The organism is Cryobacterium glucosi, from assembly GCF_004402235.1.
Taxonomy (GTDB): domain Bacteria; phylum Actinomycetota; class Actinomycetes; order Actinomycetales; family Microbacteriaceae; genus Cryobacterium; species Cryobacterium glucosi.
Genome location: NZ_SOFS01000012.1, coordinates 162,491 through 188,120, shown reverse-complemented (window position 1 = coordinate 188,120; position 25,630 = coordinate 162,491). Strand labels below are relative to the sequence as shown.

Below are 25,630 nucleotides of genomic sequence, written 5' to 3'. Positions count from 1 at the left end.
TCTCTCAGCGGAAATCCCGGGAGGTCGTCGGCGCCGCGAGGGTGAGGGTTTCGAATTTGTCGGCGAGGAGATTCGTGACGCCCTCCGGGGAACGCTCCAGGATGCCGCGCACCACGAGCGCGGGCGATTCCCTCGCGATTCTTCGGTAGCGGTTCCAGACGCCGATTCCGGCGATGACGTTGAGAGTCCCGGTTTCATCCTCGATATTGAGGAAGGTCACCCCGCCGGCGGTCGACGGGCGCTGCCGGTGGGTGACGACGCCGCCGACCTGGATCCGGCGTCCGGACTCGGCGGCGGGAAGCCGGTCGATCGGAAGGGCACCGCGTGCGGCCAGGCCCGCGCGCGCGTGGCTGATCGGATGGTCGTCCGGGGAGATGCCGGTTGCCCAGAGATCATAGACGACCTGTTCGACGGGGCTGAGCAGGTCGAGCAGAGGCGGCTGCACGGTGACGGCGGTTCCGCTGAGGTGGTTCGGTCGTTCGGTCGCCGCCTCTCCGGCCGTCCACAGCGCGGTCCGCGGTTCGAGCCCGAGACCGGAGAAAGCACCGGCGGCGGCGAGCGCCTCGAGCTGTTCCGTGTTCAGGCCGACCCGCCCCGCGGCATCCGCCATCGACAGGTACGGCCCGTTGAGGCCGCGCTCTGCGACGATGCGGCCCGCCAGGTCGCCGCCGATGCCGGAGACCTCGGCCAGGCCGAGGCGCACCGCGAAGTCGCCGTCCCTGCGGTGGTCTGCCCAGTCCGGCGGAACAGCTCGGTCGAAGGGCGGCACCGGAGGCTGCTCTGGGCACAGGCACACCGAACGGCGAACTGTCGGGGGACCGTCGGTGGTTTCGAGGCCCGCGTCGGCGCCCGATCGGAGGATGTCCGGACGGAGCACGGTGACGCCGTGGCGGCGGGCGTCCGCGACGAGCGACTGCGGAGAGTAGAAGCCCATCGGCTGGGCGCGGAGGAGGGCGGCCAGGAAGGCGCCGGGGTAGTGCAGGCGCAACCAGGCGCTCGCGTACACGAGCAGGGCGAAGCTGATCGAGTGGCTCTCCGCGAAGCCGAAGTTGGCGAAGGCCTCGATCTTAGCGTAGATCGTGTCGGCCACGTCCCCGGTGATGCCGTTCGACGCCATCCCGGCGTAGAGCCGGTCGCGGAGGGTGGAGATCTTCTCGATGCCGCGCTTGGATCCCATCGCGCGACGGAGCAGGTCGGCGTCCTCGCCGGAGCACCCGCCGACGGCCATGGCCATCTGCATGAGTTGCTCCTGGAAGAGCGGGATGCCGAGTGTGCGTTCGAGCACGGGCTCGAGTTTCGGGTGCAGGTACGTCACCGGTTCCTGGCCGAGCTTGCGCCGGATGTAGGGATGCACGGCGCCGCCCTGGATGGGCCCCGGCCGGATCAGGGCGATCTCGACGACGAGGTCGTAGAAGCGGCGCGGCTGGAGGCGGGGCAGGGTGCCCATCTGGGCGCGGCTCTCGACCTGGAAGACTCCGACGGAGTCCGCCCGGCAGAGCTGGTCGTAGACGCCGGCTTCCTCGCGGGGGATGGTCGCGAGGGTCCAGGTCTCGCCGAGGTGTTCTGCGGTGAGGTCGAAGGTGTACTGGATGGCCGCGAGCATGCCGAGTCCGAGCAGGTCGAACTTCACCAGGCCCATCCAGGCGCAGTCGTCCTTGTCCCACTGCAGCACTGTCCGGTTGTCCATCCTGGCCGGCTCGATCGGGCAGACCTCGCCGACGGGGCGGTCGGTCAGGACCATGCCGCCGGAGTGGATGCCGAGGTGCCTGGGGGAGCCGAGCAGCTGCTCGGCGAGGTCGGTCACGAGCGGGGGGATGTCGTGTTCCGGACTCGAGACGGATTCGCTCCAGCGCTCGACCTGCTTGGACCAGGCGTCCTGCTGGCCCGTGCTGAAGCCGAGCGCCTTGGACATGTCGCGCACGGCGACCTTCGGCCGGTAGGTGATGACGTTCGCTACCTGGGCCGCGTTGAGCCTGCCGTAACGGCCGTAGACGTACTGGATGACCTCCTCGCGCCGGTCGGAGTCGAAGTCGACGTCGATGTCCGGCTCCTCGTCGCGAAGGCTCGACAGGAAGCGTTCGAAGGGGAGCCGGTAGAAGATGGAGTCGACCGCGGTGATGCCGAGCACGAAGCAGACGGCCGAGTTCGCCGCAGAGCCGCGGCCCTGACAGAGGATGCCGCGGCTGCGCGCGAACCGGACGATGTCGTGCACGATCAGGAAGTAGCCGGGGAAGTCCTTGGCCTCGATGACCGCGAGTTCCTTCTCGATGCGTTCGAGCACCGACGGAGAAGCTCCCGGGTACTTCTCGGCGACGCCGTCCGTGACCAGGGACCGCAACCAGGTCATCGGTGTGTGCCCCGCAGGGACATCCTGGCGGGGAAGGCGGGGGCGCGCCCGGCGTAGCGAGAAGGCGAGTTCGGCGGCGAGCGGAACGGTGTTCGCGACCGCGCCGGGATAGCGCGCGAACCGGGCGGCCATTTCGGCGCCGCCGCGCAGGTGCGCTCCGTCGGAGCCGGGGAGCCAGCCGTCCATCTGGTCGAGGCTGCGCCGGGCGCGCACGGCGGCGAGCGCGGAGGCGAGCCGGGAACCTGCCGGCGTTGCGTAATGCACGGCGTTCGTGGCGAGCACCGGCAGGCCCGCGTCAGCGGCGAGGCCCGCGAGGGCGTCGTTGCCGGCGCTGTCCGCGGGGTAGCCGTGGTCGTACAGTTCCACGAAGACGTTGTCCCTGCCGAAGAGGCGCACGAGTCCGGCCAGTTCCCTCGCCGCAGCAGCAGGCCCCCCTGTGACGAGAGCCCGGCGCACGGCGCCCTTGCGGCATCCGGTCAGCACGGCCCAGGTGCCGTCGGCCTGGGCTGCGAGATCCTCGATGTCGTAGACCGGACGGCCCTTCTCGCCTCCCGCGAGATGGGCGCTCGTGAGGGCGGCGGCGAGCCGATGGTAGCCGGCCTGGCCGCGGGCGAGAACGAGCAGGTGGGAGCCGACCGGGTCGGGAACGCCGGCCTGCGGCTCGCCGAGGCCGAGGGACAGCTCTGCTCCGAAGATGGTGGCCAGGTTGGGAAAGCTCTCGGCCGTCTCGGCGAGGCGCACGGCGCCGTAGAGCCCGTCATGGTCGGCCAGGGCGAGAGCGGAGAGTCCGAGCCTCGAGGCCTCCTCGAGCAGGGCCTCCGGCGAACTCGCGCCGTCGAGGAAGCTGAAGTTGGAGTGCGCGTGCAGTTCGGCGTACGGCACGAGGGCAGCCCGCGTGGTTGAGCCGGCCGGAACGGCGGGCTCCGCCGGGCGGTATGGCCTGCGCCTGCCCGACCACGCCGGGCTGTCGCCGCCGTCGGCTCCCGCGGGCGGACCGCCGGGGCGGCGCCGGTCGGAGAGGGCGCGCTCGAGTTCGGACCACGGGATCGGGGGATTGCTCCAGCCCATCAGTCGGTTCCGTTCTGAGTCATACCGTTGTCAGCCATACCGTTCTCAGCCATACCGTTCCCAGTGGTTCCGTCGTCAGTCATACCGGGCCTCCGCAACCCAGCGGGCGGACTCGAGCAGGAGCAGCCAGGCCGCGCCCGATCCGTCCACGAGCTGGAGGCGATGGCCGTGGTGCGCCCTGGCGAGATCCCACCAGCGTTCGACGAGCGGCCAGGGTCCGGCCCAGGCCGTGACAGGGGACAGGTCGTCGGTTCGCCCGGTTTGAGAGAAGGCGGCAGGAGTCCCGGAGAGGATGCCCCGCTCGTCGACGCCGACGGCAGCGCCGTCCGTGGCGTGGAGCAGGACCGACGGCGATTCCAGGAAAACGGTCGCGGGGGAGAGCCCGGGGAGGCTGCCAGGCCAGGGCGCCGTGGCCGTGCGTTCGCGTGCCGAGGCCGGCTGGGCGGGGACGACGGGGACGGCGTCGCCCCAGGGAACGAGCACCCGGCGGTCCCTGAGTAGCCGGCCGCCCGCACTGATTGCGGTGAGCACCCCGTCGTGCCCGAGCAGGCCCTGGACCCGGGTGAGCGCGTGGTGGATCCGCTCGTCTGGCCCGGAGTCCCAGAGACCCTGCTCGTGATCGGCTGTCGAGTCCACGCGTTCGGGGATGATCCGCACCCGGGTGATGGCGGCTTCGAGCTCGCTCGCACCGGGGCCGGCCCCCTGCAGTTGCCACCGCACCCGGTCGGCGATGTCCGCGCCGGTGAACCAACGCGGATGCCGCCACGAACGCGTGTGCACGGCTCCTGCCCCCGCCGCGGCCTCGGTGCACACCTCGATCGTGACTTCGGTGCAGACCAGGCGCGAGGCGGCGAGGTCGCCGACGAAGGCGTCGAGTCCCGCCCGGATGGCGAAGGTGACCTGGTCGACCCTGTCGAGGGGAGGTTCCCAGTCGAAGGCCACCTCCCGGTGGCGGGGAGGGACCCGGGGAACGACTCGGCCATCGTCCGCCGCCCCTGCGATCCGGTGGGCGCGGGCCGCTGCCGCTCCGAACCGGTGCCGCACCCGGTCGGCGGGGAGCGCCGCGAAGTCCCTCAGCGTGTGCACGCCCAGGCGGCGCAGCAGGGTCGCGAGGTCCCTGTCGATGAGCCCGGCGTCGACGAGGGTCGTGACCGGGCGGACGGCGAGAAAGGCCGCTGACCCCCCGGGGAGAACCACCCTGACCGGGGTGGGGGCCTGGTCCCTGGCGACCTGTTCCGCGGCGAAGGCGCCGTCCGCGATGCCGACCCGGGCGCCGGGGATCCCGAGCCCCGCGACGCACGCGACGAGGGCGTCCGCGGCCGCCTCTTCGCTGCCGTAGAACCGGGCAGGCCCGCGGGAGCGGATGGCGCAGAGTCCGGGACGCAGGACCTGCACGCCGGGTGTCGTGTCCTCGAGCCGCTCGATGACGGGTTCGAAGGCCCGGTCGTCGAGTACGCGGTCGTAGCCGAGCACGACGAGCTCCGGGCAGCGGAACTGGGCCTCGCGGGCGGCGAGTCCTCTCCGCACGCCCGTCGTGCGGGCCGCCGGCGAGCAGGCAAATACGATGCCGCGGTCGACGAGCACGAGGGGCACGTCCTCCGGGAGCCCGGCGCGCACCCTGGCCGCCGTCACGGGCCAGTCGGGGCACCAGAGCACCAGGGTGCGCTCGGGTCCGTGCGGGTGCCCCACTGTCGTACCGGTGAGTGCTGTCATTGTCAGACCGCCTCGCTGTACCGGTGCGCGCCGAAGGGGATACCGAGGCGGGGCGGGTCGACGGACTCTGCCTCCGCCGGGCCGCCGGCGAGCGACATCCGTGCGGTGCGGGGTGCGCCGGAGCGCGCGGACGCCGCGACGGTCACCTCGCGTCCCGTGAGGTGACCGTGACCGTCGCCGAGCCCGGTCCAGGTGCTTGAGCGCACGGAGAGCCTCGCCTCGGCCTGCGGCCAATCGCCGGCGACGAGGAGTGTGCACCCGCGTTGCCGGAGCCGGGCGGCGAGCCGGGAGGCCTCCGCCTCCGAGACCCGCCGCGTCGGTCGCACCGCGACGACGGGGAGAACGTCCGCGAGGGCCGCCGTGACGGTGAGCCACTGGTCGCCCGGCGCAGGGACCAGGACGAGGCGCGTGAGGTCGATGCCGAGGCTCGTCGCCGCTTCGGGACTGAGGTCGGGCAGCCCGATGATCCCGCACCAGGACCCGGCCTGGGACGGCCCGGCGAGGAGCGCGAGAATGAGGGAGACGGAGCCGTCCACGGTGTAGACCGACCCGGGCCTGAGCGCGCCGCCCGGCAGGAGGCCGGCGAATCCCGTTGCCGCCTGGCGGCTTTCGAGTCCCGCCCGAGTGGATTCCATCCCGCGGATGCGCGCCTGCAACCCGGCCGCGAGTTCTCGCGGGTCGGGTCCGCTGCGGGGGACGGGGAAACTGGACACCCCACCATATTCGAACAGACATTCGATTAAGTCAAGACGATCCGGGGCGGGCGGATGCACGGCCGATGCCCGGGGAGAGGGTTGTCGGTGGGCCGCGCTAGCCTGAGACCATGTGTGGTCGATTCATCATCACGGACACGGCGCCGGACCTCGCCGCGATGTTCGACGTCGAGCATGAGGGCGAGGACCTCCCGGAACCGTCGTGGAACATCAAGCCAACCGAGCGGATTCCGATCGTGCTCGAGTCGGCGAAATCAGGCGCCGTCGTGCGCAGGATCGAGTCTGCGCGCTGGTCGCTCGTTCCGTCCTTCGCGTCGGCGCTCGTGTCGAAGTTCCCGACGTTCAACGCCCGGTCGGAGACGGTGGGGGAGAAGCCCACCTTCCAGCCCTCCCTCGCATCGCGGCGTGCTCTCGTGCCCGCCACCGGTTACTACGAATGGCACACCGAAGGCACCGTCAAGACCCCGTACTTCGTTCACTCGGACGATGGGCTGCCCCTGGCCCTCGCCGGTCTCTACGCGTGGTGGCGCAACCCTGCCCTCACGGAAGACGACCCGGCGCGATGGGTGCTGAGCGCCACGATCCTCACCCAGGAGTCGAGTGGCCGTCTCCGGGGCCTTCACGAGCGGATGCCCGTCGTGCTCCCGGAGGAGACCTGGGACCAGTGGCTCGACCCGCACACGGTCGGCGACCAGGAGTTCGTGGACGCGGCCGTGGCCGCCTCCGCGGAATCCGTGGAGGGTTTGCGGTTCCACGAGGTTGCGCCCCTCATCGGCGACGGGCCCGAACTCATCGAACCGGTCGCCTGAGCGGCTACGCTCGTCATGGCACGGAACGGCCGGGCCGGTGTCGAAAGGACCCCTATGAAAATTGTCGCCTTCATCGTCGCGATGGCCGTGTTCGTCTTCGGACTGTGGCTCTTCGGGTTCGCCTTCACGGTCACCGCGGGCCAGTTGCCCATCTTCTTCGGCGGGATCCTCTGCGTGGCCCTCGCCGTGGCGATTCCCGTCCAGATCCTGCGCGACTGAGCAACCCCGTGCAGGCCGAACAGCGTACCGATCCCCTCGCCTTCCACGGTGAGGGCCCCGTATGGTCCCCGTCCTGGGGCGGCCTGCGCTGGCTCGACATGTTCGCGGGAGACATCCTCTCGCTGGACGGTGACACCGTGCATCGCAGGCACGTCGGCAGCATGGTCGTGACCGTGCGGCCGCGCCGCGCGGGCGGCGCCGTCCTGGCCCTGCAGCGCGGTTTCGCCCTCGAGGATGCCGAAGGGACGATCACCGAACTCGGGGAGCTCTGGAGCGATCCGCTCCTGAGACTCAACGAGGGCGGCTGCGACCCGGACGGCCGGTTCTACTGCGGTTCGATGGCGTTCGACCAGTACCCGGGCGCCGGTTCCCTCCGCCGCCTCGACCCGGACGGCTCGGTCGAGGTCGTCCTGACCGGCCTCACCATCTCCAACGGGCTGGACTGGAGCCCGGACGGCTCCCTCGCCTACTACAACGACACCGCGACGGGCCGGGTCGCGGTGTTCGACTACAGTGCAGAGACGGGCCTGACGGGCCTGCGCAGTTTTGTCGAGATCCCGGCGGAGTCCGGCTTTCCCGACGGTCTCACCGTCGACAGCGACGGCGGGGTCTGGGTGGCACTCTACGGCGGCAGCGCCGTGCATCGCTACACGCAGGATGGCCGCCTGGACGAGGTCGTCGAGGTCGCCGCAAGCCGCGTCACCGCGTGCACCTTCGGCGGACCGAACCTGGACGAGCTTTTCATCACGACGTCACGGGAAGGCCTCGACGACGGGGAAGAGGCACTCGCCGGATCGTTGTTCCGGGTGGATGCCGGGGTCACCGGCCTGCCCGTGCGCGCGTTCGCCGGCTGAACGTCCGGCCCAGCGCCTGGCCCGAAGCCGGGCTCAGTGCAGCAGCCCGGCGACGAGGTTGATCATCGTCGCAAGGATCACGGATCCGAAGAGGTAGGACAGCAGGCCGTGGCGCAGCGCCGTCATCCGGATGATGTGTGTCTTCAGGTTGGTGTCCGACACCTGGAACGTCATGCCGAGGGTGAATGCGAGATAGGCGAAGTCCCCGTAGCTCGGCGGCGCTGTCTGGTTGAATTCGATCCCGCCATCCGCCCCCTCGTAGTAGAGCCGGGCATAGCGGAGGGTGAACAAGGTGTGCAGAAGCGTCCAGGACAGCACGACGCTCAGCACGGACAACAGGGCCAGCACGACCTGCGCTGCTCCCGTCGTGGAATGCGTTTCGACGAGCAGAAGGCCGAGCGCGCCGAGGCTCGCGAGGCTGATCAGGAGCACGAGCAGGTCGGACACGCCCCGGGACGGGTCCTCACGGGTCGCATGCGTCGCGGTCGTCGCGGCGTCCATCGGCCCGATCACGATCCAGACCCAGGCGATGAACGTCACGCAGGCCGCTGCCCAGCCCACGATCGGGGCGAGCACCCAGTCGCCCCCGATCGACGCCACCACCCCGGCGGCAAGGCCGATCACGGCCATCACGATCAGGCGGGTGCTCGAGCGACGCACCGTCAGGCGTTCCCAGGTCTTCATGGGCCGATCGTCCCACAGATCCGTCAGGATCCCGTGAGCGGCTCGGGTGGGGCGAGATGACAGAAACGGTCGATAAGGTGAAGAGAACGTCTGACACAGGTCAGACCCCGGACGGCGGCTTGCCGCACACGATCGAACGAAAGAGACCGCGAGGATGTCAGAGAGCCCGGCGGCGGCATCACCCTATGAGGTGCTGGGCGTGAGCCCTGAGGCGACCAGCGAGGAATTGCGACGCGCCTACCGCAAGAGGCTGCGTCTCACCCACCCGGATGTCGGGGGTCGCGCCGCCGACTTCCAGGCCGTCCAGGTGGCGTGGGAACGGATCGGCAATCCCGAGAGCCGGGCCGATTACGACAGGCGCCGGTACCCGGACAACGAGCACGGGACCGTGCACACCGGCTCCGCCTCCGGTTCGTCCGGTTCCGGTTCGTCCGCAGGCTCGGCGCGCGCTTCGTCGGCGGCGACAGGTCCGCGTGCGCGGATGTACGGACACCCGGGGGGCCACGCCCGGCAACGGTACCTCGAGCTCCTGCGCGAGTGGGTCGGCCGCGGGACCGTCATCGACGATCCGTACGCGCCCCAGCTCGTCCGCTCCGCGCCCCGCGAGATCCGGCACTGCCTGGCCCGCGCCCTCGCCCAGGAATCGACGGCACACCTCGTGTCCCTGCTCGGCATCGGCTACACGGCCTGGCACGACGTGCTCGCGGGCTCCCACCCCGACCCGATCGACCATGTCGTCCTCGGCCCCGCCGGGCTGTTCGCAATCCTCTCCGAGGACTGGGGCGCCTCCGTCGAACTCCGGCGCGGCGAGCTCCTCGCGGAGACCCTCCGGCCGGAGGACCGTCCCGTTCATGAATTCGAGGATGCCGCGCGGGCGCTCTCGCGCGCCCTTGGCGTGCGCTTCACCGCCCTCGTCGTCGTGCTCCCCGACGACGCCCTGTCCGACCCGCTTGCGGTACCCGGCCGCGGCCGGCGTCCCACGGTCGTCATCATTCCGCGGTCGCGGCTCGTCGGCCTGTTGCGCGAGGGGCTGCCGGGGATGGATCGGGGCAGCTTCGAGAAGGTGTTCGACCTGCGCAGCCGCCTGCAGGACGGCATCCGCTTCGTCACCGACTAGCGGCCCGCGCCACTCGGCCCGGGTCTAGCGCAGGCCGAGTGTGTCGACCCAGTAGGCCAGGAAGTTCGCGCCGGCGGCGTCGTGGATCAGGTCACCCTCGATGATCACGGGGTACGGTCGCTCGAGGACCCCGTCGGACGGGCGCACATCCACGTGGGCGACCTCGTACCCGGCGGTGTGCAGGTGGTCGGCCATCAGGTAGTCGCTGCGTGAGTCGCCGACGGAGCGCCACACCCGGGGGAGCGGGCCGGTCTCGGCGAAGAAGGCGAGGGCGCGTTCGGCGCCGTGGTCTTTGTCGAGGGTGACGGATTCGATGTCCGTCGAGATGATCGTGGGATCGATCCGGAACGGCACAGCACCCGACGCGTCCGGGGAGACCCGGTCACCGAAGCGGACCCCGAGCCCGAGGCCCGTGAGGATCGCGAATGAGGCCTCGTTGAAGTCGGCAGCGGCCGCCGCGTAGTCGGAGTCTGCGGCATCCGTGCGTTGTTCGACCGAGACCATGGCCTGCTTGGTCTCATCGAAGAACATGGTGTCGGCGAAACGGTCGTGCACGAGCGAACGGATCGCGTCGACGGCGGCCGCAGGCAGTGCGACGCTCGGGTCGACGACAACGTCGCCCATTCCCGCTGCGGTGATCGGGAACCAGACGGCGCCCTTCTCGCAGACACCGTACATGCGCATGGTCTCCGGGAGGCCGGCCGCGAGGAGGGGCGTGATGACCTGCTCGCGAATGAAGAGCGCCGACCGGCCGGTGATGAAGGCGATCGGCACGTTCGCGGCCGCGAGCGTGATCAGGTCGGCGATGATGCTGTCGCGCCGGATCGTTCGGGTGACCGGACTGGCGATCGGCCCGTCGACGTCGAGGAGGAGGCCGAGGGGAGGGAGGCTGTCTGGCATGGCTCCATTGTTTCATGGGCCGCCCGGTGCACGGCCAACCCGGTGCACGGCCCGCCCGGTGCGCGGCCGCCCGTCGACGGGCGTCAGCCGGTCGTGACGCGCACATCACCGTTGGTGGTCTGGGCGATGATCGTGCGCCGTGCGGAGGGATCGCTCGGGACGGAGCCTGTGTCGACGTTCCCGTTCGTCGTCCGCGCGTCGACGAGGTAGGAGAGTCCGGCTGCCGGCATGCGCACCGTGATCGAACCGTTGGTGCTGCGGGCCTCGACGGCCTCAGGGGCATCCCGGAAATCGACCTCGACGGCTCCGTTCGTGGTCGTGGCGACCACGCGGCGGGAACCGGCATCGCGCACCCTGATCGCGCCGTTGGTGGTGTGGACCTCCACCCGGCCGAGCGTACCCGTCGTCTCGACGGCTCCGTTCGTGGTCGTCAGCCTCAGCGCGCCGGTGAGTGCCGACGCCTCGATCTGCCCGTTCACCCCGTCCGCGGTGAGGGAGAGTGCAGCAGGGAGGGCCACCGTCATGTTCAGGGAGCAGAAGCCGAGCCACTGGCTCGGGCACCCGCCGGTGACCTCGGTCACGCCGTTCGCCGTTGTGATCGCCAGCGTCGGCGTGGCGCCGAGCGAACTGCCGTCTGCCCGCACATGCACCTGCGAATCGGGGCTGGGTTCGAAGCGGATGGCGGAGTTCGGAACCCGGACAGCCACGCTCGACCCGGCCTCGGCATCCGCTGCGAGATGGACGGGCGTGCCGACCGCGCCGCCGGTCAGAAGAAGGATGAGCAGTGCGGCCCCGGCCAGGATGACGACGCCGAGCACAACGACGGCGACGATGAGGCCTGCCCGCCCTCCGCGGCGCCGATCCGGCTGCGGGGGCACGGCCGGCTGGGGCGGCACCGGCGTTCGGGGCTGGACCGGTGGACGTTCCGGCGGCATTGCGCTCGCGTTCATGCAGCAGACCATACCCGTGTCCTGCCCTCCCGGTACGGAGCGAGGCCTGGGCAGCGGTCAGCTGACGTGCACCGCCGGACGGCGCTTGACGTCGCGCTCGGCGACGCGGAGCACCTCGCGGGTCACCGGGGCGACCTCGCCGTTTCCGAAGAACAGGAACCTGGCCATGTTGGAGATCGGGCTGCCCTCTGTCCACTCGAAGTAGATCGTGGGGACGATGCCGGTCACGTCGCGAATTTCGAGGAGCACGGAAGCCAGGGTGTTGGGGATGTTGCCGCTGTAGACCTCGAGGACCCGGTAGCCGTGCTTGACGACGCCGCGAACGAGGAGGTCCTCCTCGAACTCGGAGGAGTCGGTGCCGTGCACCTCGAGGAAGATGGTCTGCGAGTCGCGGGGAATGTGCGAGTACCGGCGCTCGTCGCGGTCCTTGTGCCGGTACTCGTGTTCGCTGCCGTCGTCCGGTTCGTTCGCGATGACCCGGACTGCGCCGTCGGCGGCATCCGCTTTCACGAAAGCGAGGGCCCTCTCGTCGAGGGCCACGGATGTCGCCCGAAGCTGGAAGGACCGGCGTACCCGGGAGATCAGCGAGATGAGCAGGATCCCGGCGATGAACAGCCCGGCGATGCGCAGGCCGTCCGGGCGTTCGATGACGTTGAGGACGGTCGTGTACGCGAAGACGAGGGAAATGGCTCCGAAGCCGATCGTCCGCTTGCGCTGGCCCTGCCTGCGGGCGGACAGGGTCACAGCGGCGGACGCCGAAGTGATCAGCACGAGAACGCCTGTCGCGTATGCGCCGCCCTGGGCGTCGACGCTGGCCTGGAAGACGACGGTGATGATGAACGCGATCGCGGTGAAGACGAGAACGAGCGGCCGCACGGCGCGAGCCCACTGCGGTGCCATGCCGTAGCGCGGCAGGTACCGGGGCACGAGGTTGAGGAGTCCGGCCATGGCGGACGCCCCGGCGAACCAGAGGATGCAGATCGTGCTGACGTCGTACACGGTTCCGAACACCGGGCCGAGGAACTCGTGTGCGAGGTACGCGAGCGCGCGCCCATTGGCCTGCCCGCCCGGCTGGAATTCGGCCTGGGGGATCAGGAACGTCGTCATGAAGCTCGTCAGGATCAGGAAGCCGCTCATGATCACGGCGGCCGTCGTCAGCAGGCGGCCGGCGCCGCGGATGCGCCCTGCGGGACGCTCGGGTGTGTCCGTCGGGTCGCCGGTGATCTGCGGCATCACGGCGACGCCGGTCTCGAAGCCGGAGAGGCCGAGGGCGAGCTTCGGGAAGACGATGAGGGCGATCCCGACCATGATCAGCGGATCACCGTGCTGGGCGTTGAGCGCGCTCCACCAGTCGGTGATCATCACCGGCCGGCTCGCGATCTGCGCCAGGGAGACGAACACGACCACGAGGTTGAGCGCGAGGTAGACGCCGACGAGCACGACGGCGATGCCGATCGCTTCCTTGAAACCCTTGAGGAACACGATCGCGAGGAGCGAGATCAGGGCGAGGGTGATGCCGATCTCGTTGCCGTGGAACCATTCGGGGGCGAAGGGATTCTCGATGGCGTGTGCCGTGGCATCCGCCGCGGAGAGGGTGATCGTGATCATGAAGTCGGTGGCCGCAAAGCCGAGCAGGGCCAGGACGAAGAGCTTGCCCGCCCACCAGGGCAGGAGGTGTTCGAGCATGTGGATGGACCCGGAGCCGTTGAAGCTCTCGCGGGCGACCCTGCGATACACGGGGAGCGCGCCGAGCAGGGTCAGCAGGACGAGGACGATCGTTGCAAAGGGGGAGAGCAGGCCGGCCGCGAGCGCGGCGATGGCCGGCTGGTAGCCGAGCGTGGAGAAGTAGTCGACGCCGGTGAGGCACATGACGCGCCACCAGCTGTGCGTCTTCTCCGCTGTGCGGGCGTGCGGACCCTGGTGCGGGCGCTCACTGTCCTGAAGGAGCCAGTGCGAAAGACGGTCCCGCCGGGTGGTGACGGGTCGGGGAACCGCGGTGGAGCCGGCCTCCGTCGAGGAGTGAGGCATACGAGGGGCCCTTACTGGTCTGGAGGTCGCGTAGTGCAGGGATCAGCCTACGCGCACGAAAGGCCTGCTGGCACGTTCCTCAGCACCGAATTGACGCCGGATACCGCGGTGGTGTCGGGGATGTCGTCCGGGGTACCGTCCCGGGTGATGTCGGCGGACCAGACCCGGCCGGCGGCGACTATCCTTGAACACGATGACTACGAGACGAATGGCCGCCTTGCGACTGGATATTCCGCTCGAGATGGCGCAGCGACACGACCTTCCCTCGCGCCTGACCGAAGCGGAACTGGCCGAGATTGAGAACAACCCGCCGGACTGGCTGGTGCAGTCGCGGGCCAACCGCACGGGCAAGAAACCGGTCTGGGTCGAGCTCCGCTGCGACGTCTGCGGTTTCTCGGAGGCGGCCCGCCCGAAGAAGTGGTGGCCGGCCTTCACGTACCTCACGTGTGACGACCATGGCGCAGACGAACTGCCGGAGCCTGCCGCCGGTCTCAGCCGTACAGAGGTCGACGGTGTCGGCACCCGGTTCATCGGAATCGTCGACGAGACCCCCTGACCGGATCGGCCTCAGGCCCGGGCGCGCCGGGGCATCGACACCGCGGCGACCACGGTCAGCGCGGCGGTGATGGCGACCGCGACGAAGACGGCGACGGATGCCGCCTGAACGCTCGCGGCATCCCGCACGCCCGATGCCGACGAGCCGATGATCCCGTTCGCCACTGCGCCGAAGATCGCGACACCGACGGCACTGCCGATGGACCGGGAGAACAGGTTCGCGCCGGTCACGACGCCGCGCTCGTCCCATTCGACGCTCGACTGCGCCGCGATGAGCGTGGGTGTTGCGACGAGGCCGAGGCCGAGGCCCACGACGAAGCAGCTCAGCGCGGTCACCACCACCATCGGAGTGCCGGCCGTCCCCGCGAGGAGCAGGGCGCCGAACAGGACGATGGACACGCCGATCAGCGCCGTGTTCCGGAAGCCGATCCTGAGGTAGAACCGGCCGGACAGCGCCGCGGAGATGGGCCAGCCGACCGTGAGGGCGGCGAGAGCGAGTCCGGCGACGAGCGGCGGCGTGCCGAGCACGCCTTCGAGGTAGGTCGGAACGAAGGAGGTCAGCCCGATCAGGATCGCGCCGACGCCGACCGAGATCAACGCGGTACTGAGCAGCAGGCGCCTGCTGAACGCCCAGAGCGGCAGCACCGGTTCTGCGGCACGACGCTCCGCCAACCCGAACAGGACGAGGAGCACGGCCCCGGTCGCGAAGGCCGCGATGCTCGGCACGGAATCCCAGGCCCAGGCCTGACCACCCTCGAGGACCGCGAGGATCAGAAGAGTGAGTGCCGTCGTCAGGAGGACGGCGCCGAGGTAGTCGACGCGGTGCCGGCGGGCCGTCACGGTCTCGTGGAAGGTGCGTTGCAGCATCCAGGCAGCGATGAGGCACAGCGGGATGTTCACGAAGAAGATCCAGCGCCAGGACAGGAACTGCGAGAAGATCCCGCCGAGGCTCGGTCCCACCACCGAGGAGATCGCCCAAACGCTTGCGAGGTAGCCCTGCACCTTGGCCCGTTCGACGACGGTGTAGATGTCCCCGGCGATCGTGATCGCCATCGGCTGCACGGCGCCGGCGCCGAGGCCCTGGATCGCCCGGAATGCGATCAGCGCAGGCATGCTCCAGGCCAGGCCGCAGAGCACGGACCCGAGAAGGAACAGTCCGATGCCGATCATCACGATCGGTTTCCGGCCGAGCGTGTCCGAGAGTTTCGCGTAGACCGGCACGGAGACGGCCTGCGCGAGCAGGTAGATCGAGAACAGCCACGGAAACTGGGCGAATCCGCCGAGGTCGCCGACGATCGTCGGCACCGCTGTGGCGAGGATCGTCGCGTCGATCGCCACGAGCCCCGTCGTCAGCATCAGGGCGATCAGGATCGGGCCGCGCGCGGATCGGAAACCTACTTCAGTCGTGCTCATGCGGCCTCCGTCGTCATTTCGGTACGAGGGATGTAATCGGCGCCGACGGTTCCGCATTCCCATTCCAGAATAAGAAGTCCGAGCCGAGGCAAAAGAGAAGGCCCCCGGACGAATCCGGGGGCCTTCCTGCACTGTCTCAACCAGCGCTCGTCCGTTCGCTGAAGTTATCAGCGACCGGAAGTCTGGACCGAGTCTAGTCGACGTCCGGGACCGGGCCGGTGAAGCGGATGCGCGGGCTCAGGCGCGCCGCAACGCTGCGCCGTCGAGACGGTACGTCGTCCAGCCGTCGAGGGGCCGGGCGGCGAGAGACTCGTAGAAGCCGATCGCGGGCGCGTTCCAGTCGAGGACATCCCATTCCAGGCGCGCGTACCCGCGCTCGACGCACAGTGCCGCGAGGCTGGTGAGGAGTGCGGTTCCATACCCGCCGCCCCGGTGGGCCGGCCGTACGTACAGGTCCTCGAGATGGATGCCGTGCACGCCCTCCCAGGTCGAGAAGGTCAGGAACCACACGGCCATCCCGGCCAGGGTACCGGCCTCCTCGCCGTCGATGACGAACGCGTGGACCGCGGGCTCGTCGCCGAAGAGGGCGGCGAGGAATCCCTCCTCCGTCGCCGCGACCGCGTCGGGTTCGCGTTCGTATTCGGCGAGTTCGACGACCAGCCGAAGGATCTCGGGAACATCGGCGGGCACGGCGGGACGGATCGGCTTCATCCGACCAGCGTACGGGACCTCCCGCTGGCCGGCGCTAGTCCTCCGACGGCCTCCGGCGCTGCTGTTTCGTCGCCGAACGCTGTTCCTTGGCCGCGAGGCGCCGACGGTTCGAACCCCTGGTCGGTTTGGTCGCCCGGCGGCGAGCGGCATCCGGGGCCAGGGCCGCGGACACGAGTTCGGCGAGCTTGGCCAGGGCGATCTCGCGGTTCCGGAGCTGGGAGCGCTGCTCCGACGCTGCGACCGTGATCACCCCGCCGACGAGTCGCCGGTCGAGTCGCGCCAGGAGCCTTGCCCGCTGGTCGTCGGACAGGGACGGCGACAGGGCGACGCTCCAGGACAGTTCGACGCGGCTATCCGAGGTGTTCACGTGCTGCCCGCCAGGCCCCGGCGACCGCGAGAACCGCCAGCCGAGTTCCGATGCGGGAATCGTGAGCGCGGGTGACACCTCCAGATCCATGGTCCCAGCGTGCCACAGCAGAGTGGAGCCGGCGGGGTATGCATCCGGTGGGCGTGCGGTGTGGCACCCCGGGGTCTACCTTTGCTAGGGTAGCCGTGGGCGCCAATGAGAGCGCTCTCACACAGGTTTGGGTCTGGTGCATCGATGGATTCCGATATTTTCGGATCCCGTCGCTATCCGGTCCTCCGCATATCGCAAAGGTGCACACATGAGGTTCGGTCATTTCGACGACGAGGCCAGGGAATACGTGATCGAGACCCCGCTCACGCCATACCCGTGGATCAACTACCTGGGCAGCGAAGATTTCTTTTCCCTGATTTCTCACACGGCCGGCGGGTACACGTTCTATAAGGACGCGAAGATGCGTCGCCTGACGCGGTATCGCTACAACGACATTCCCACCGACTCCGGCGGACGATATTTCTTCATCAACGACGGCGGCGACGTCTGGACGCCGAGCTGGCTGCCGATGAAGAAGGACCTCGACTTCTTCGAGACCCGCCACGGCATGGGGTACACCCGGATCACCGGCGAGCGCGGCGGCCTGCGCGTCTCCACCCTGTACTTCGTACCCCTCGGCGAGACGTCCGAGGTGCAGAAGGTGACGATCACCAACACCTCGGACCACGTCAAGACCTTCTCCCTCTTCTCGTACCTCGAGTTCTGCCTCTGGAACGCCCAGGACGACCAGACCAACTACCAGCGCAACCTCTCCCTCGCCGAGGTCGAGGTCGAGGGCAGCACGATCTACCACAAGACCGAATACCGCGAGCGTCGCGACCACTACGCCGTGTACTCGGTGAACGCCGAGATCGCCGGGTTCGACACCGACAGGGAGACCTTCGTCGGGCTCTATGAGACCCTGGCCGAGGCGAAGGTCCCGAACGCCGGCACGGCGCAGAACTCGATGGCGTCCGGCTGGTACCCGATCGGTTCGCACCAGGTCGACTCGACCCTGCAGCCCGGCGAGACCCGCGAGCTCGTGTTCGTCGTCGGCTATGTCGAGAACACGGAGGAGAACGGCCAGGGCAAGTGGGCCGACGATGCCAAGCAGGTCATCAACAAGACACGGGCGCACGAACTTCTCGCCCGGCTCGACACGACCGAGAAGGCGGATGCCGCGTTCGAGGCCCTGGGGGAGTACTGGACCACCCTGCTCTCCGCGTACACCGTGACCTCGCCGGACGACAAGCTCAACCGGATGGTCAACATCTGGAACCAGTACCAGTGCATGGTCACATTCAACATGTCCCGCTCGGCCTCCTACTTCGAGACCGGAATCGGGCGCGGGATGGGCTTCCGAGACTCGACCCAGGACCTGCTCGGCTTCGTACACCTGATCCCCGACCGCGCCCGCGAACGCATCCTCGACATCGCCGCCACCCAGCTTCCGGACGGCTCGGCCTACCACCAGTACCAGCCGCTCACCAAGCGCGGCAACAACGAGCTCGGGAGCGGCTTCAACGACGACCCGGCCTGGCTGATCATCGGGGTGGATGCCTACCTCAAGGAGACCGGGGACTTCAGCATCCTCGACGAGGTCGTGCCGTTCGACAACAACGACGCGCTCGCGCAGACGCTCTACACCCACCTCACGCGCTCCTTCGAGTTCACCCTCAACAACCTCGGCCCGCACGGCCTGCCCCTGATCGGGCGCGCCGACTGGAACGACTGCCTGAACCTGAACTGCTTCTCGACGACGCCGGGCGAGTCTTTCCAGACCACGGAGAACCAGGCAGGCGGCGTCGCGGAGTCGACATTCATCGCGGCCCAGTTCGTGCTCGCTGCCGGACAGTACGCGACCATCGCCGAGCGCGGCGGCGACACCCAGCAGGCCGACCGCGCCCGCAAGGCCGCTGCGACCATGAGCCAGGTGCTGCTCTCCGACGGCTGGGACGGCGAGTGGTTCCTGCGCGCTTACGACTTCTACGGCAACAAGGTCGGCACCCACGAAGACACCGAGGGCCAGATCTGGATCGAGCCGCAGGGCTTCGCGGTCCTCGCCGGCGTCGGCGTCGAGCACAACGCGGACGGAACCCCGTCCGCTACAAGCCCCGCGTTCCGAGCCCTCGACTCCGTGGACCGCCTGCTCGGCTCCGCACACGGACTCGTACTGCAATACCCGGCGTACAAGAGCTACCGCATCGAACTCGGCGAGGTCTCGACGTACCCGCCGGGCTACAAGGAGAACGGCGGAATCTTCTGCCACAACAACCCGTGGGTCATCATCGGCGAGACGGTTCTCGGCCGCGGCGCCAAGGCCTTCGACCACTACCGCAAGATCACGCCGGCCTACCGTGAGGAGATCTCCGAGGTGCACCGCCTCGAACCGTACGTGTACGCGCAGATGATCGCCGGCAAGGAGGCCTCCCGGCACGGCGAGGCCAAGAACTCCTGGCTCACCGGCACAGCCGCGTGGAACTTCGTGACGGTCTCCCAGTACCTCCTGGGCGTGCGCACCGACTACGACGGCCTCGTCGTCGACCCGCAGCTCGGACCGGACGTCGCTGAATTCACCGTCACTCGCCGGGCCCGCGGTGCGACCTACGTCATCACCGTTGCCAACTCGGGCAGGGAGGGGTCGCGCGCGAGCCTCGAGGTCGACGGAGTGGCCATCCAAGGCCGCACCGTGCCGTACGCCCCTGACGGCGCCGTCGTGCAGGTGCGCGCCACCCTGTAGTCACCCCGGCCGGCATTCGCCCGGTGCGCCCGAGAGAGTCTCCGGCGCACCGGGCGTTCTGCGTCACCGGGAAATAAACCGTGTCCGACCGCGGACGTGCCTGGCTATCCGGGTCCGGGGTGCTTATATGAGCACGTGGATGAATGGACGGGGGGACTGCCGCCTGCTGCGCATGCCCGCATCGCTGGACAAAAGGCCAGTCGAACAGCGGGGTCGCTGCTCTCGGTCGCCGCGGCGGCGAGCATCCAGAGCGTCGGGCTGACCGCCGTCGGCGAAGTCTTCGGCTGCGCCGTCATGAACCTCGGGTGGAAGGGCAGCGGTTGTGCCTGGTGGACGTCGGGGGCGAAGATGGGGAGATCGTCGATAGGCCAGGTTTCGCCCGTGACGACCTCAGGCGGCGGGTCCACCTGGGGCAGCTTCGCCCCCTACGTCGGCGCATACGAACGCGGCTGGTATGGCGCACTCAAGCGGATGCGCGTCGAAGCGCAGGCACTCGGGGCGCACGGAGTCGTTGACATTCGCATCCGTCGCACCCGCGTCGAGGGCACGGCCTGGGAATTCAGCGCCCTCGGTACGGCCGTGCGCTCCACGGATTCCTCTCTCGTGCCTTCTCCCGGATCCGCGGCCGACCCCTGGTACACCAACCTGAGCGGAGAAGACTGCGCCGCGGCTCTCCTGGCCGGATATCTCCCGCACAGTGTCGTGCTCGGGATGTCCGTGTCGACGAAGCATGAGGATTGGCAGCTTCAGCAGCAGCGCACCAGTTGGATCAACGGCGAAGTGACCGGGATGACCAGGCTGGTCCAGGCGGCGCGGCGCGAAGCCAGGGAGCGGCTCGCGCGCCGGGTCACGCACACGGGTGCGGCAGATCTCGTCGTGACCGACACCACGCTGTCCGAGTTCGACACCGCGTGCGGCGGCTCGGATGCGCGAGACCTGCACGCCGAATTCGTCGTCGTCGGCACCACCCTGATGGCGTTGCCGCGCGCGCGGAACCGGTCGGCCGTTCCTCCGCCCCTGACCGTGATGCCCCTGCGCGATTCCCCGCAACGCCCACGAACGCCTGAACGATGATCTCCCCAGCACCCACGACGAGCGAACGGACGACCACCCCATGACGGACCCATTCTCCGGCGTCTCCCTCTCGGCGAGCGCCCGGGCGCGCCTGGCCGACGGCAAGAAGCATCTGTTCACGTCCGACCTGTCCGTCAACGAGTTCCTCCTGGTGCGGCAAGCCGGATTCCGCCCGGTGGGACTCGTGCTCGGTTCGAGCGTCTACCACGTCGGGATCCAGACGCGACGCTGGGGCCAGAACATGGAGCTCGACAAGCTCAGTGCCGCGATGTACCACGCTCGGGAACTCGCGATGACGCGCATGGAGGCGGAGGCCGACGCCCTGGGCGCAGACGGCATCGTGGGCGTTCGGCTCGAGATCGAGTTCAAGGACTACGGCAACAACCTTGCCGAATTCGTGGCCATCGGAACAGCCGTCGTGGCAGACCACGCCCCGGCGAGCGGTACCTGGCGCAACAACAAGGGTCTTCCGTTCACCTCGGACCTCTCCGGCCAGGACTTCTGGACCCTGATCCAGTCGGGCTACGCACCGCTCGGCCTCGTGATGGGAACCTGCGTCTATCACATCGCCCACCGGGGAACGATAGCCGCCCTCAGCAGCCTGGGAGCGAACGTCGAGATCACCCAATTCACGGAGGCGCTGTACGACGCTCGCGAACTGGCCATGGGGAGAATGCAGACGGAGGCCGAAACCCTCGCGGCTGACGGCATCGTCGGAGTGCAACTCCTGTCGCTGCCGCACCGGTGGGGCGGGCACACCACGGAATTCTTCGCGATCGGAAGCGCGGTCCGCGAACTGCGCGAGGATCACGTCATCGCCACTCCGAGCCTCGTGCTTCCCCTGACGGACGGTGGCCGCTGGTGACCCTCGAGCAAGCCACGGCCGACCCCCAGGCGTTTCTGGCCGGCCTCGCCGACGGAGCCATACGTGCGCTGTCCGCACCGGTGGCCGCGAGTGTCCTGACGGTGGAACGGAACCGCTCGCTGGCAGACCGCCTGGCCGGCAAGCCCGGGTCCATCCGTGAGATTCGACTTGGGGCGAACAGTGAGACCCTGACCCTCACTCACCTCGCGGGACCCCGGTTCCTCGCCCAGGCCCAGAAGGTTTCCGGCGGCGTCGTGATCTCACGGCGGACCCTGACCCTCGGCGAATGGCTCAGCGTCTTCGCCGGCCGTATCGCCGCCGTGGCGGGGGATGCCGCGGGCGAGGCTTCCGCGGCGGCGCACGCACTCCACACCCTCGGCATCGAGTCGACAGGGTCGGACGTACGGGTTGCCGATGCGACCCTCGACGTCGATCTGAGAAGCCTTCCGGCGCGGGTGGAGTCCCGTCTCCCGCCGGAAGCCGTGACGGCCGTCCGTCGGATCACCGGGCTGCTGCTGGAGACACTGCCGAGGCTGGCGGGCAACCTGGAAGCCGAGATGACGGCCAGGCGAACGGCGACCTCGTATCTCCCCGAGACTCTGCGCACGTATCTTGCGCTCCCTGCCGAGTGGGCGCACAATCACGTCTTGGCCGACGGCACCACGCCTGACACGGCACTGGCCGCTCAGTTGACCGTTCTCGAGACGGCCGTCACCGAGATGTACGACGCGGCCGTCCGTGATGATGCCGAAGGTCTCCTGATCAACGGCCGGTTCCTCTCCGCTCGTTTCGCCAGGTCCAGTCTCGATCTCTCGTAACGGCGATGCGTGCGGGCTGGGCGATCGAGGACTAGCTTGGGTGGGTGTCCACTCCCTCGATCGACGCACACACCATTCACGCCGCCGGCGTCGAGCGGCTGCTCGCGAGCTATCGGGCGGTCCCGCCGACGGCCTCCGTCCGGCTCGCGAAGCACACCTCGAACCTGTTCCGGTCACGCGCGAAGTCGGACGCCCCGGGCCTCGACACGTCGGGATTGACGGGCGTCATCGCGGTCGATACCGAAGCGCGGACGGCCGACGTGGCCGGCATGTGCACCTATGAGGACCTCCTCGCCGCGACCTTGCCGCTCGGGTTGGCTCCGCTCGTGGTCCCACAGCTGAAGACGATCACCCTCGGCGGTGCGGTCACGGGCCTCGGCATCGAATCGACGTCCTTCCGCAACGGCCTTCCGCACGAGTCGGTGCTGGAGCTGGACATTCTCACCGGAACGGGCGACGTCATCACGGCGTCGCCGGCTGAGCACGAGGACCTCTTCCGCGCTTTCCCGAACTCCTACGGCACGCTCGGGTACGCGGTGCGCCTCCGCATTGAGCTGGAGCAGGTTGACCCCTTCGTCGAGATCCGGCACCTGCGGTTCCACTCGCTCCCCGACCTCATCGCGGCGATGGACCGCATCGTCGCGACCGGTGACCTGGACGGCGACCGCGTCGACTACCTCGACGGCGTGGTGTTCAGCGCCGACGAAGGCTACCTCTGCGTGGGCGCCCAGACCGCCGCGTCCGGCCCGGTGAGCGATTACACCGGGCAGAAGATCTACTACCGGTCCATCCAGCACGACGCCGGCACCACGGTCGACCGGCTCACGATCCACGACTACCTGTGGCGGTGGGACACGGACTGGTTCTGGTGCTCGGCGGCATTCGGCGCACAGCGTCCGCTCGTCCGCAGGCTCTGGCCCCGAACGCTTCGGCGCAGCAGCTTCTACGGGAAGCTGATGCGCTACGAACAGCGATTCCAGATCGGGGATCGCCTCGAGTGGCTGCGGAATCGTCCACGCCGGGAACGTGTCGTGCAGGACGTCGAGATACCGATCGAGCGCTGTGCGGAGTTCCTGGAGTGGTTTCTGGCCACTGTGCCGATCGAACCGATCTGGCTCTGCCCGCTGCGGCTGCGTGACGACGGCGGCTGGCCGCTGTACCCGATCCGGCCGCGACAGACGTATGTCAACGTCGGGTTCTGGTCGACGGTGCCGGTGGGGTCGACCGAGGGGGAGACGAACCGTCGGATCGAGGATGCGGTCGGCGAGTTCGACGGGCACAAGTCGCTGTACTCGGACTCGTACTACTCTCCGGAGAAGTTCGACGGACTCTATGGCGGAGACGTCTATCGGAGCGTCAAGGACCGATACGACCCCGATTCGCGTCTCCTCGATCTCTACGCAAAGGCGGTGTTACGACGATGACCACATTCCAGCAGCGATCCTCGGAAGCCACGGAAGGGGCTCGCACGTCGGAGCCGGAGGGGAAGCTCGCCCTCGCCGGGATCCTCGAAATCCTGGCCGGCGGTCGGCTCCCGCTCCGTTTCACCGCCTACGACGGGAGTTCGGCCGGCCCGCCGGAGGCACCGCTCGGGCTGGAGCTGAGAACGCCGCGGGGCACGACCTACCTGGCGACCGGCCGCGGCGACCTGGGCCTGGCCCGCGCCTATATCGCCGGTGACCTCGAGATCCACGGGGTGCACCCCGGCGACCCGTACGAGCTCCTCAGAGCGCTCACCGGCGACCTGGTCTTCACGCTGCCGTCGCCCCGGGTGATGGCCACCATCATCCGCTCGATCGGAGTCGGCCACCTGCGCCCGATCAAACCGCCGGAACTGGAAGCACCGCCGCGCTGGCGCCGGATCGCCGGGGGACTCCGGCACAGCAAGAGCAGGGACGCCGAGGCGATCCACCACCACTACGACGTGTCGAACACCTTCTACGAGTGGGTGCTCGGGCCGTCGATGACCTACACGTGCGCGTGCTACCCGCGCCCGGACGCCTCCCTCGACGAGGCTCAGGAGAACAAGTACCGGCTGGTGTTCGAGAAGCTGCGGCTGAAGCCGGGCGACCGGCTGCTCGACGTCGGCTGCGGCTGGGGCGGCATGGTGCGTTACGCGGCCCGCCGCGGCGTGAGGGCCACCGGAGTGACCCTGTCGGAACAGCAGGCCGGCTGGGCGCAGCGTGCGATCGCCGAGGAAGGCCTCGCCGGTCTGGCCGAAGTCCGGTTCGGCGACTACCGCGACATCGCCGAGACCGGCTTCGACGCCGTGTCGTCGATCGGGCTGCTCGAGCACATCGGCGTGCGCAACTATCCCGCGTACTTCGAGTTCCTGCAGTCCCGCCTGCGCCAGGGCGGGCTCCTGCTCAACCACTGCATCACCCGCCCGGACAACCATTCCGAAGCGTCCACCCGCGGGTTCATCGACCGGTATGTCTTCCCCGACGGCGAGCTCACCGGCTCCGGCCGCATCATCAGCGCCGCACAGGACACCGGCCTGGAGGTGCTTCACGAGGAGAACCTGCGGCAGCACTATGCCCTGACCCTGCGCGACTGGTGCACCAACCTCGTCGAGCACTGGGATGAGGCCGTCGCCGACGTCGGACTGCAGACCGCGAAGGTCTGGGGCCTGTACATGGCCGGCTCACGGCTCGCCTTCGAGACCGGGGGAATCCAGCTGCACCAGGTCCTTGCGGTGAAGCCGTCGGACGGTGATGGCCTCGGGAGCCTGCCCCTGCGGCCCTGGTGGACTCCCTGATTCGTTGGGGAAGTTCGTTAGGGAAGAAGGATAGTCCGGACCACCGATGTCGTCCTATGCTGAGGCCGTGATCAGTAACTCAGCGGCCAGCGTTGCCAGCACAGCAAAGAACAGCCGCACTTTGCAGATGCTTGCCCGCCTGGGCTTCGCCGTCAACGGCTTGTTGCACATCCTCATCGCCGCGATAGCCATCGCCATCGCGGTTGGTGCCGGAAGCGGTAGTGCAGATCAGTCCGGTGCTCTCGGGCAGCTCGCGACGAGCCCGGGCGGAGTATTCGTTCTGTGGGTTGTGGTCGCGGGACTGGCTGCCCTCGGGCTCTGGCTGCTTCTGGGAGCGTTCCTGATGCGCGGCGCAGACCCCAAACGTCAGTGGTCCCGGCGCGTCACTGAAGTCGGCAAGGCGGTTGTCTACTTCCTTCTTGCGGGGACCGCTTTCACCTTTGCGCAGGGGGGAGCGACGAGTTCCGCCGGCAGTACCCGTGATGCCAGCGCATCGCTTCTTGCGGCGCCAGGAGGCGTGATCGTCCTCCTGGCCGGGGGTCTTCTCGTGCTGGCCATCGGGGTCTACTTCGTGCGCAAGGGTGCGTTGCAGAAGTTCACGGCAGATATCTCGGTGCCGAGCGGGTCGGCTGGAAAGGTTGTCCTCGCTTTGGGAATCGTCGGCTACGTCGCCAAGGGAATCGTGTTGGCCGTCGTGGCGGTCCTCATCGTGGTTGCGGCCATCACCGTGGACCCGAGCCAGTCGACCGGCCTGGACGGGGCGCTGAGGTCCCTCGTCGCTCTTCCGTACGGCGGGCCTATCTTGTCTGCTCTTGGTGCGGGTCTGATCGCCTATGGGCTGTACTGCTTCGTCAGGGCCTGGCGCGCCCGGCTCTGACATCTGAGGTTCACGCGGGT

At 68.9% G+C, this 25,630-nt stretch carries 22 protein-coding genes; 12 read left to right on the top strand and 10 right to left on the bottom strand.

The window, feature by feature from the left end:
* Positions 1 to 4: 4 nt before the first annotated feature.
* The 3 genes from E3O46_RS03540 to E3O46_RS03530 form a co-directional block, all read right to left on the bottom strand.
* Positions 5 to 3,415, bottom strand: a complete 3,411-nt coding sequence (locus E3O46_RS03540; RefSeq protein WP_134561119.1) for an error-prone DNA polymerase — start codon at positions 3,413 to 3,415, stop codon at positions 5 to 7.
* Between the two features lie 75 nt (positions 3,416 to 3,490).
* Entirely contained in the window at positions 3,491 to 5,128 is a 1,638-nt protein-coding gene (locus E3O46_RS03535; RefSeq protein WP_134561118.1) for a DNA polymerase Y family protein, read from the bottom strand.
* 2 nt (positions 5,129 to 5,130) lie between these two features.
* Positions 5,131 to 5,841, bottom strand: coding sequence for a hypothetical protein (locus tag E3O46_RS03530; RefSeq protein ID WP_174775112.1), 711 nt, complete (start codon positions 5,839 to 5,841; stop codon positions 5,131 to 5,133).
* 110 nt (positions 5,842 to 5,951) lie between these two features.
* Here E3O46_RS03530 and E3O46_RS03525 point away from each other — a divergent pair, with 110 nt between their 5' ends.
* The 3 genes from E3O46_RS03525 to E3O46_RS03520 are packed head-to-tail and all read left to right on the top strand — an operon-like array spanning position 5,952 to position 7,723.
* Positions 5,952 to 6,650, top strand: coding sequence for an SOS response-associated peptidase (locus tag E3O46_RS03525; RefSeq protein WP_134446589.1), 699 nt, complete (start codon positions 5,952 to 5,954; stop codon positions 6,648 to 6,650).
* Between the two features lie 54 nt (positions 6,651 to 6,704).
* The gene (locus tag E3O46_RS18160; protein ID WP_166787273.1) at positions 6,705 to 6,869 is read left to right on the top strand and encodes a hypothetical protein; all 165 of its coding nucleotides are present in this window, start codon (positions 6,705 to 6,707) and stop codon (positions 6,867 to 6,869) included.
* A gap of 8 nt (positions 6,870 to 6,877) precedes the next feature.
* Positions 6,878 to 7,723 (top strand): SMP-30/gluconolactonase/LRE family protein, encoded by an 846-nt coding sequence (locus E3O46_RS03520; RefSeq protein ID WP_134446588.1) that lies wholly within the window; start codon positions 6,878 to 6,880, stop codon positions 7,721 to 7,723.
* 33 nt (positions 7,724 to 7,756) lie between these two features.
* Here the strand turns inward: E3O46_RS03520 and E3O46_RS03515 are convergent, their stop codons facing one another.
* Complete coding sequence (locus E3O46_RS03515; protein ID WP_134446587.1) at positions 7,757 to 8,407, bottom strand: DUF1345 domain-containing protein; 651 nt, start codon at positions 8,405 to 8,407, stop codon at positions 7,757 to 7,759.
* Positions 8,408 to 8,561: 154 nt separating this feature from the next.
* On the opposite strand from E3O46_RS03515, the gene E3O46_RS03510 reads away from it, so the two are divergent.
* Positions 8,562 to 9,524, top strand: a complete 963-nt coding sequence (locus tag E3O46_RS03510; protein WP_134446586.1) for a J domain-containing protein — start codon at positions 8,562 to 8,564, stop codon at positions 9,522 to 9,524.
* A 24-nt stretch (positions 9,525 to 9,548) separates the two neighbouring features.
* Here the strand turns inward: E3O46_RS03510 and E3O46_RS03505 are convergent, their stop codons facing one another.
* The 3 genes from E3O46_RS03505 to E3O46_RS03495 form a co-directional block, all read right to left on the bottom strand.
* Positions 9,549 to 10,424, bottom strand: a complete 876-nt coding sequence (locus E3O46_RS03505) for a hypothetical protein (RefSeq protein ID WP_134446585.1) — start codon at positions 10,422 to 10,424, stop codon at positions 9,549 to 9,551.
* Between the two features lie 83 nt (positions 10,425 to 10,507).
* Positions 10,508 to 11,374, bottom strand: a complete 867-nt coding sequence (locus tag E3O46_RS03500; RefSeq protein ID WP_166787272.1) for a DUF4097 family beta strand repeat-containing protein — start codon at positions 11,372 to 11,374, stop codon at positions 10,508 to 10,510.
* Positions 11,375 to 11,431: 57 nt separating this feature from the next.
* Positions 11,432 to 13,402 (bottom strand): APC family permease, encoded by a 1,971-nt coding sequence (locus E3O46_RS03495; RefSeq protein WP_370294576.1) that lies wholly within the window; start codon positions 13,400 to 13,402, stop codon positions 11,432 to 11,434.
* Between the two features lie 193 nt (positions 13,403 to 13,595).
* Between E3O46_RS03495 and E3O46_RS03490 the strand changes: the two genes are divergently transcribed.
* Positions 13,596 to 13,958 carry a hypothetical protein gene (locus E3O46_RS03490; protein ID WP_134561117.1) on the top strand — a complete coding sequence of 121 codons (363 nt, stop codon included), beginning with the start codon at positions 13,596 to 13,598 and terminating at the stop codon, positions 13,956 to 13,958.
* Positions 13,959 to 13,969: 11 nt separating this feature from the next.
* On the opposite strand, the gene E3O46_RS03485 is transcribed toward E3O46_RS03490, so the two are convergent.
* The 3 genes from E3O46_RS03485 to arfB form a co-directional block, all read right to left on the bottom strand.
* Positions 13,970 to 15,370, bottom strand: a complete 1,401-nt coding sequence (locus E3O46_RS03485) for an MFS transporter (protein WP_134446582.1) — start codon at positions 15,368 to 15,370, stop codon at positions 13,970 to 13,972.
* Positions 15,371 to 15,607: 237 nt separating this feature from the next.
* A complete protein-coding gene (locus E3O46_RS03480) occupies positions 15,608 to 16,081 on the bottom strand; it encodes a GNAT family N-acetyltransferase (protein WP_134446581.1) in 474 nt (157 codons plus the stop codon).
* 34 nt (positions 16,082 to 16,115) lie between these two features.
* Complete coding sequence (arfB, locus tag E3O46_RS03475; RefSeq protein WP_134561116.1) at positions 16,116 to 16,538, bottom strand: alternative ribosome rescue aminoacyl-tRNA hydrolase ArfB; 423 nt, start codon at positions 16,536 to 16,538, stop codon at positions 16,116 to 16,118.
* 208 nt (positions 16,539 to 16,746) lie between these two features.
* Here arfB and E3O46_RS03470 point away from each other — a divergent pair, with 208 nt between their 5' ends.
* The 7 genes from E3O46_RS03470 (at position 16,747) to E3O46_RS03440 (ending at position 25,610) form a co-directional block, all read left to right on the top strand.
* Complete coding sequence (locus tag E3O46_RS03470) at positions 16,747 to 19,218, top strand: glycoside hydrolase family 94 protein (RefSeq protein WP_134561115.1); 2,472 nt, start codon at positions 16,747 to 16,749, stop codon at positions 19,216 to 19,218.
* 135 nt (positions 19,219 to 19,353) lie between these two features.
* A complete protein-coding gene (locus tag E3O46_RS03465; protein WP_134561114.1) occupies positions 19,354 to 20,292 on the top strand; it encodes a heavy metal-binding domain-containing protein in 939 nt (312 codons plus the stop codon).
* 40 nt (positions 20,293 to 20,332) lie between these two features.
* Positions 20,333 to 21,157: a heavy metal-binding domain-containing protein gene (locus E3O46_RS03460; protein WP_134561113.1), complete on the top strand. Its 825-nt coding sequence runs from the start codon at positions 20,333 to 20,335 to the stop codon at positions 21,155 to 21,157.
* Positions 21,154 to 21,975, top strand: coding sequence for a hypothetical protein (locus E3O46_RS03455; RefSeq protein ID WP_134561112.1), 822 nt, complete (start codon positions 21,154 to 21,156; stop codon positions 21,973 to 21,975). Before E3O46_RS03460 ends, E3O46_RS03455 begins: the two co-directional genes overlap by 4 nt.
* Positions 21,976 to 22,019: 44 nt before the next feature.
* Positions 22,020 to 23,399 carry an FAD-binding oxidoreductase gene (locus E3O46_RS03450; RefSeq protein WP_134561111.1) on the top strand — a complete coding sequence of 460 codons (1,380 nt, stop codon included), beginning with the start codon at positions 22,020 to 22,022 and terminating at the stop codon, positions 23,397 to 23,399.
* A complete protein-coding gene (locus E3O46_RS03445) occupies positions 23,396 to 24,733 on the top strand; it encodes a class I SAM-dependent methyltransferase (RefSeq protein ID WP_134561110.1) in 1,338 nt (445 codons plus the stop codon). The genes E3O46_RS03450 and E3O46_RS03445 overlap by 4 nt, the downstream gene beginning before the upstream one ends.
* A gap of 46 nt (positions 24,734 to 24,779) precedes the next feature.
* Positions 24,780 to 25,610 carry a DUF1206 domain-containing protein gene (locus E3O46_RS03440; protein WP_174775111.1) on the top strand — a complete coding sequence of 277 codons (831 nt, stop codon included), beginning with the start codon at positions 24,780 to 24,782 and terminating at the stop codon, positions 25,608 to 25,610.
* Positions 25,611 to 25,630: the final 20 nt, after the last annotated feature.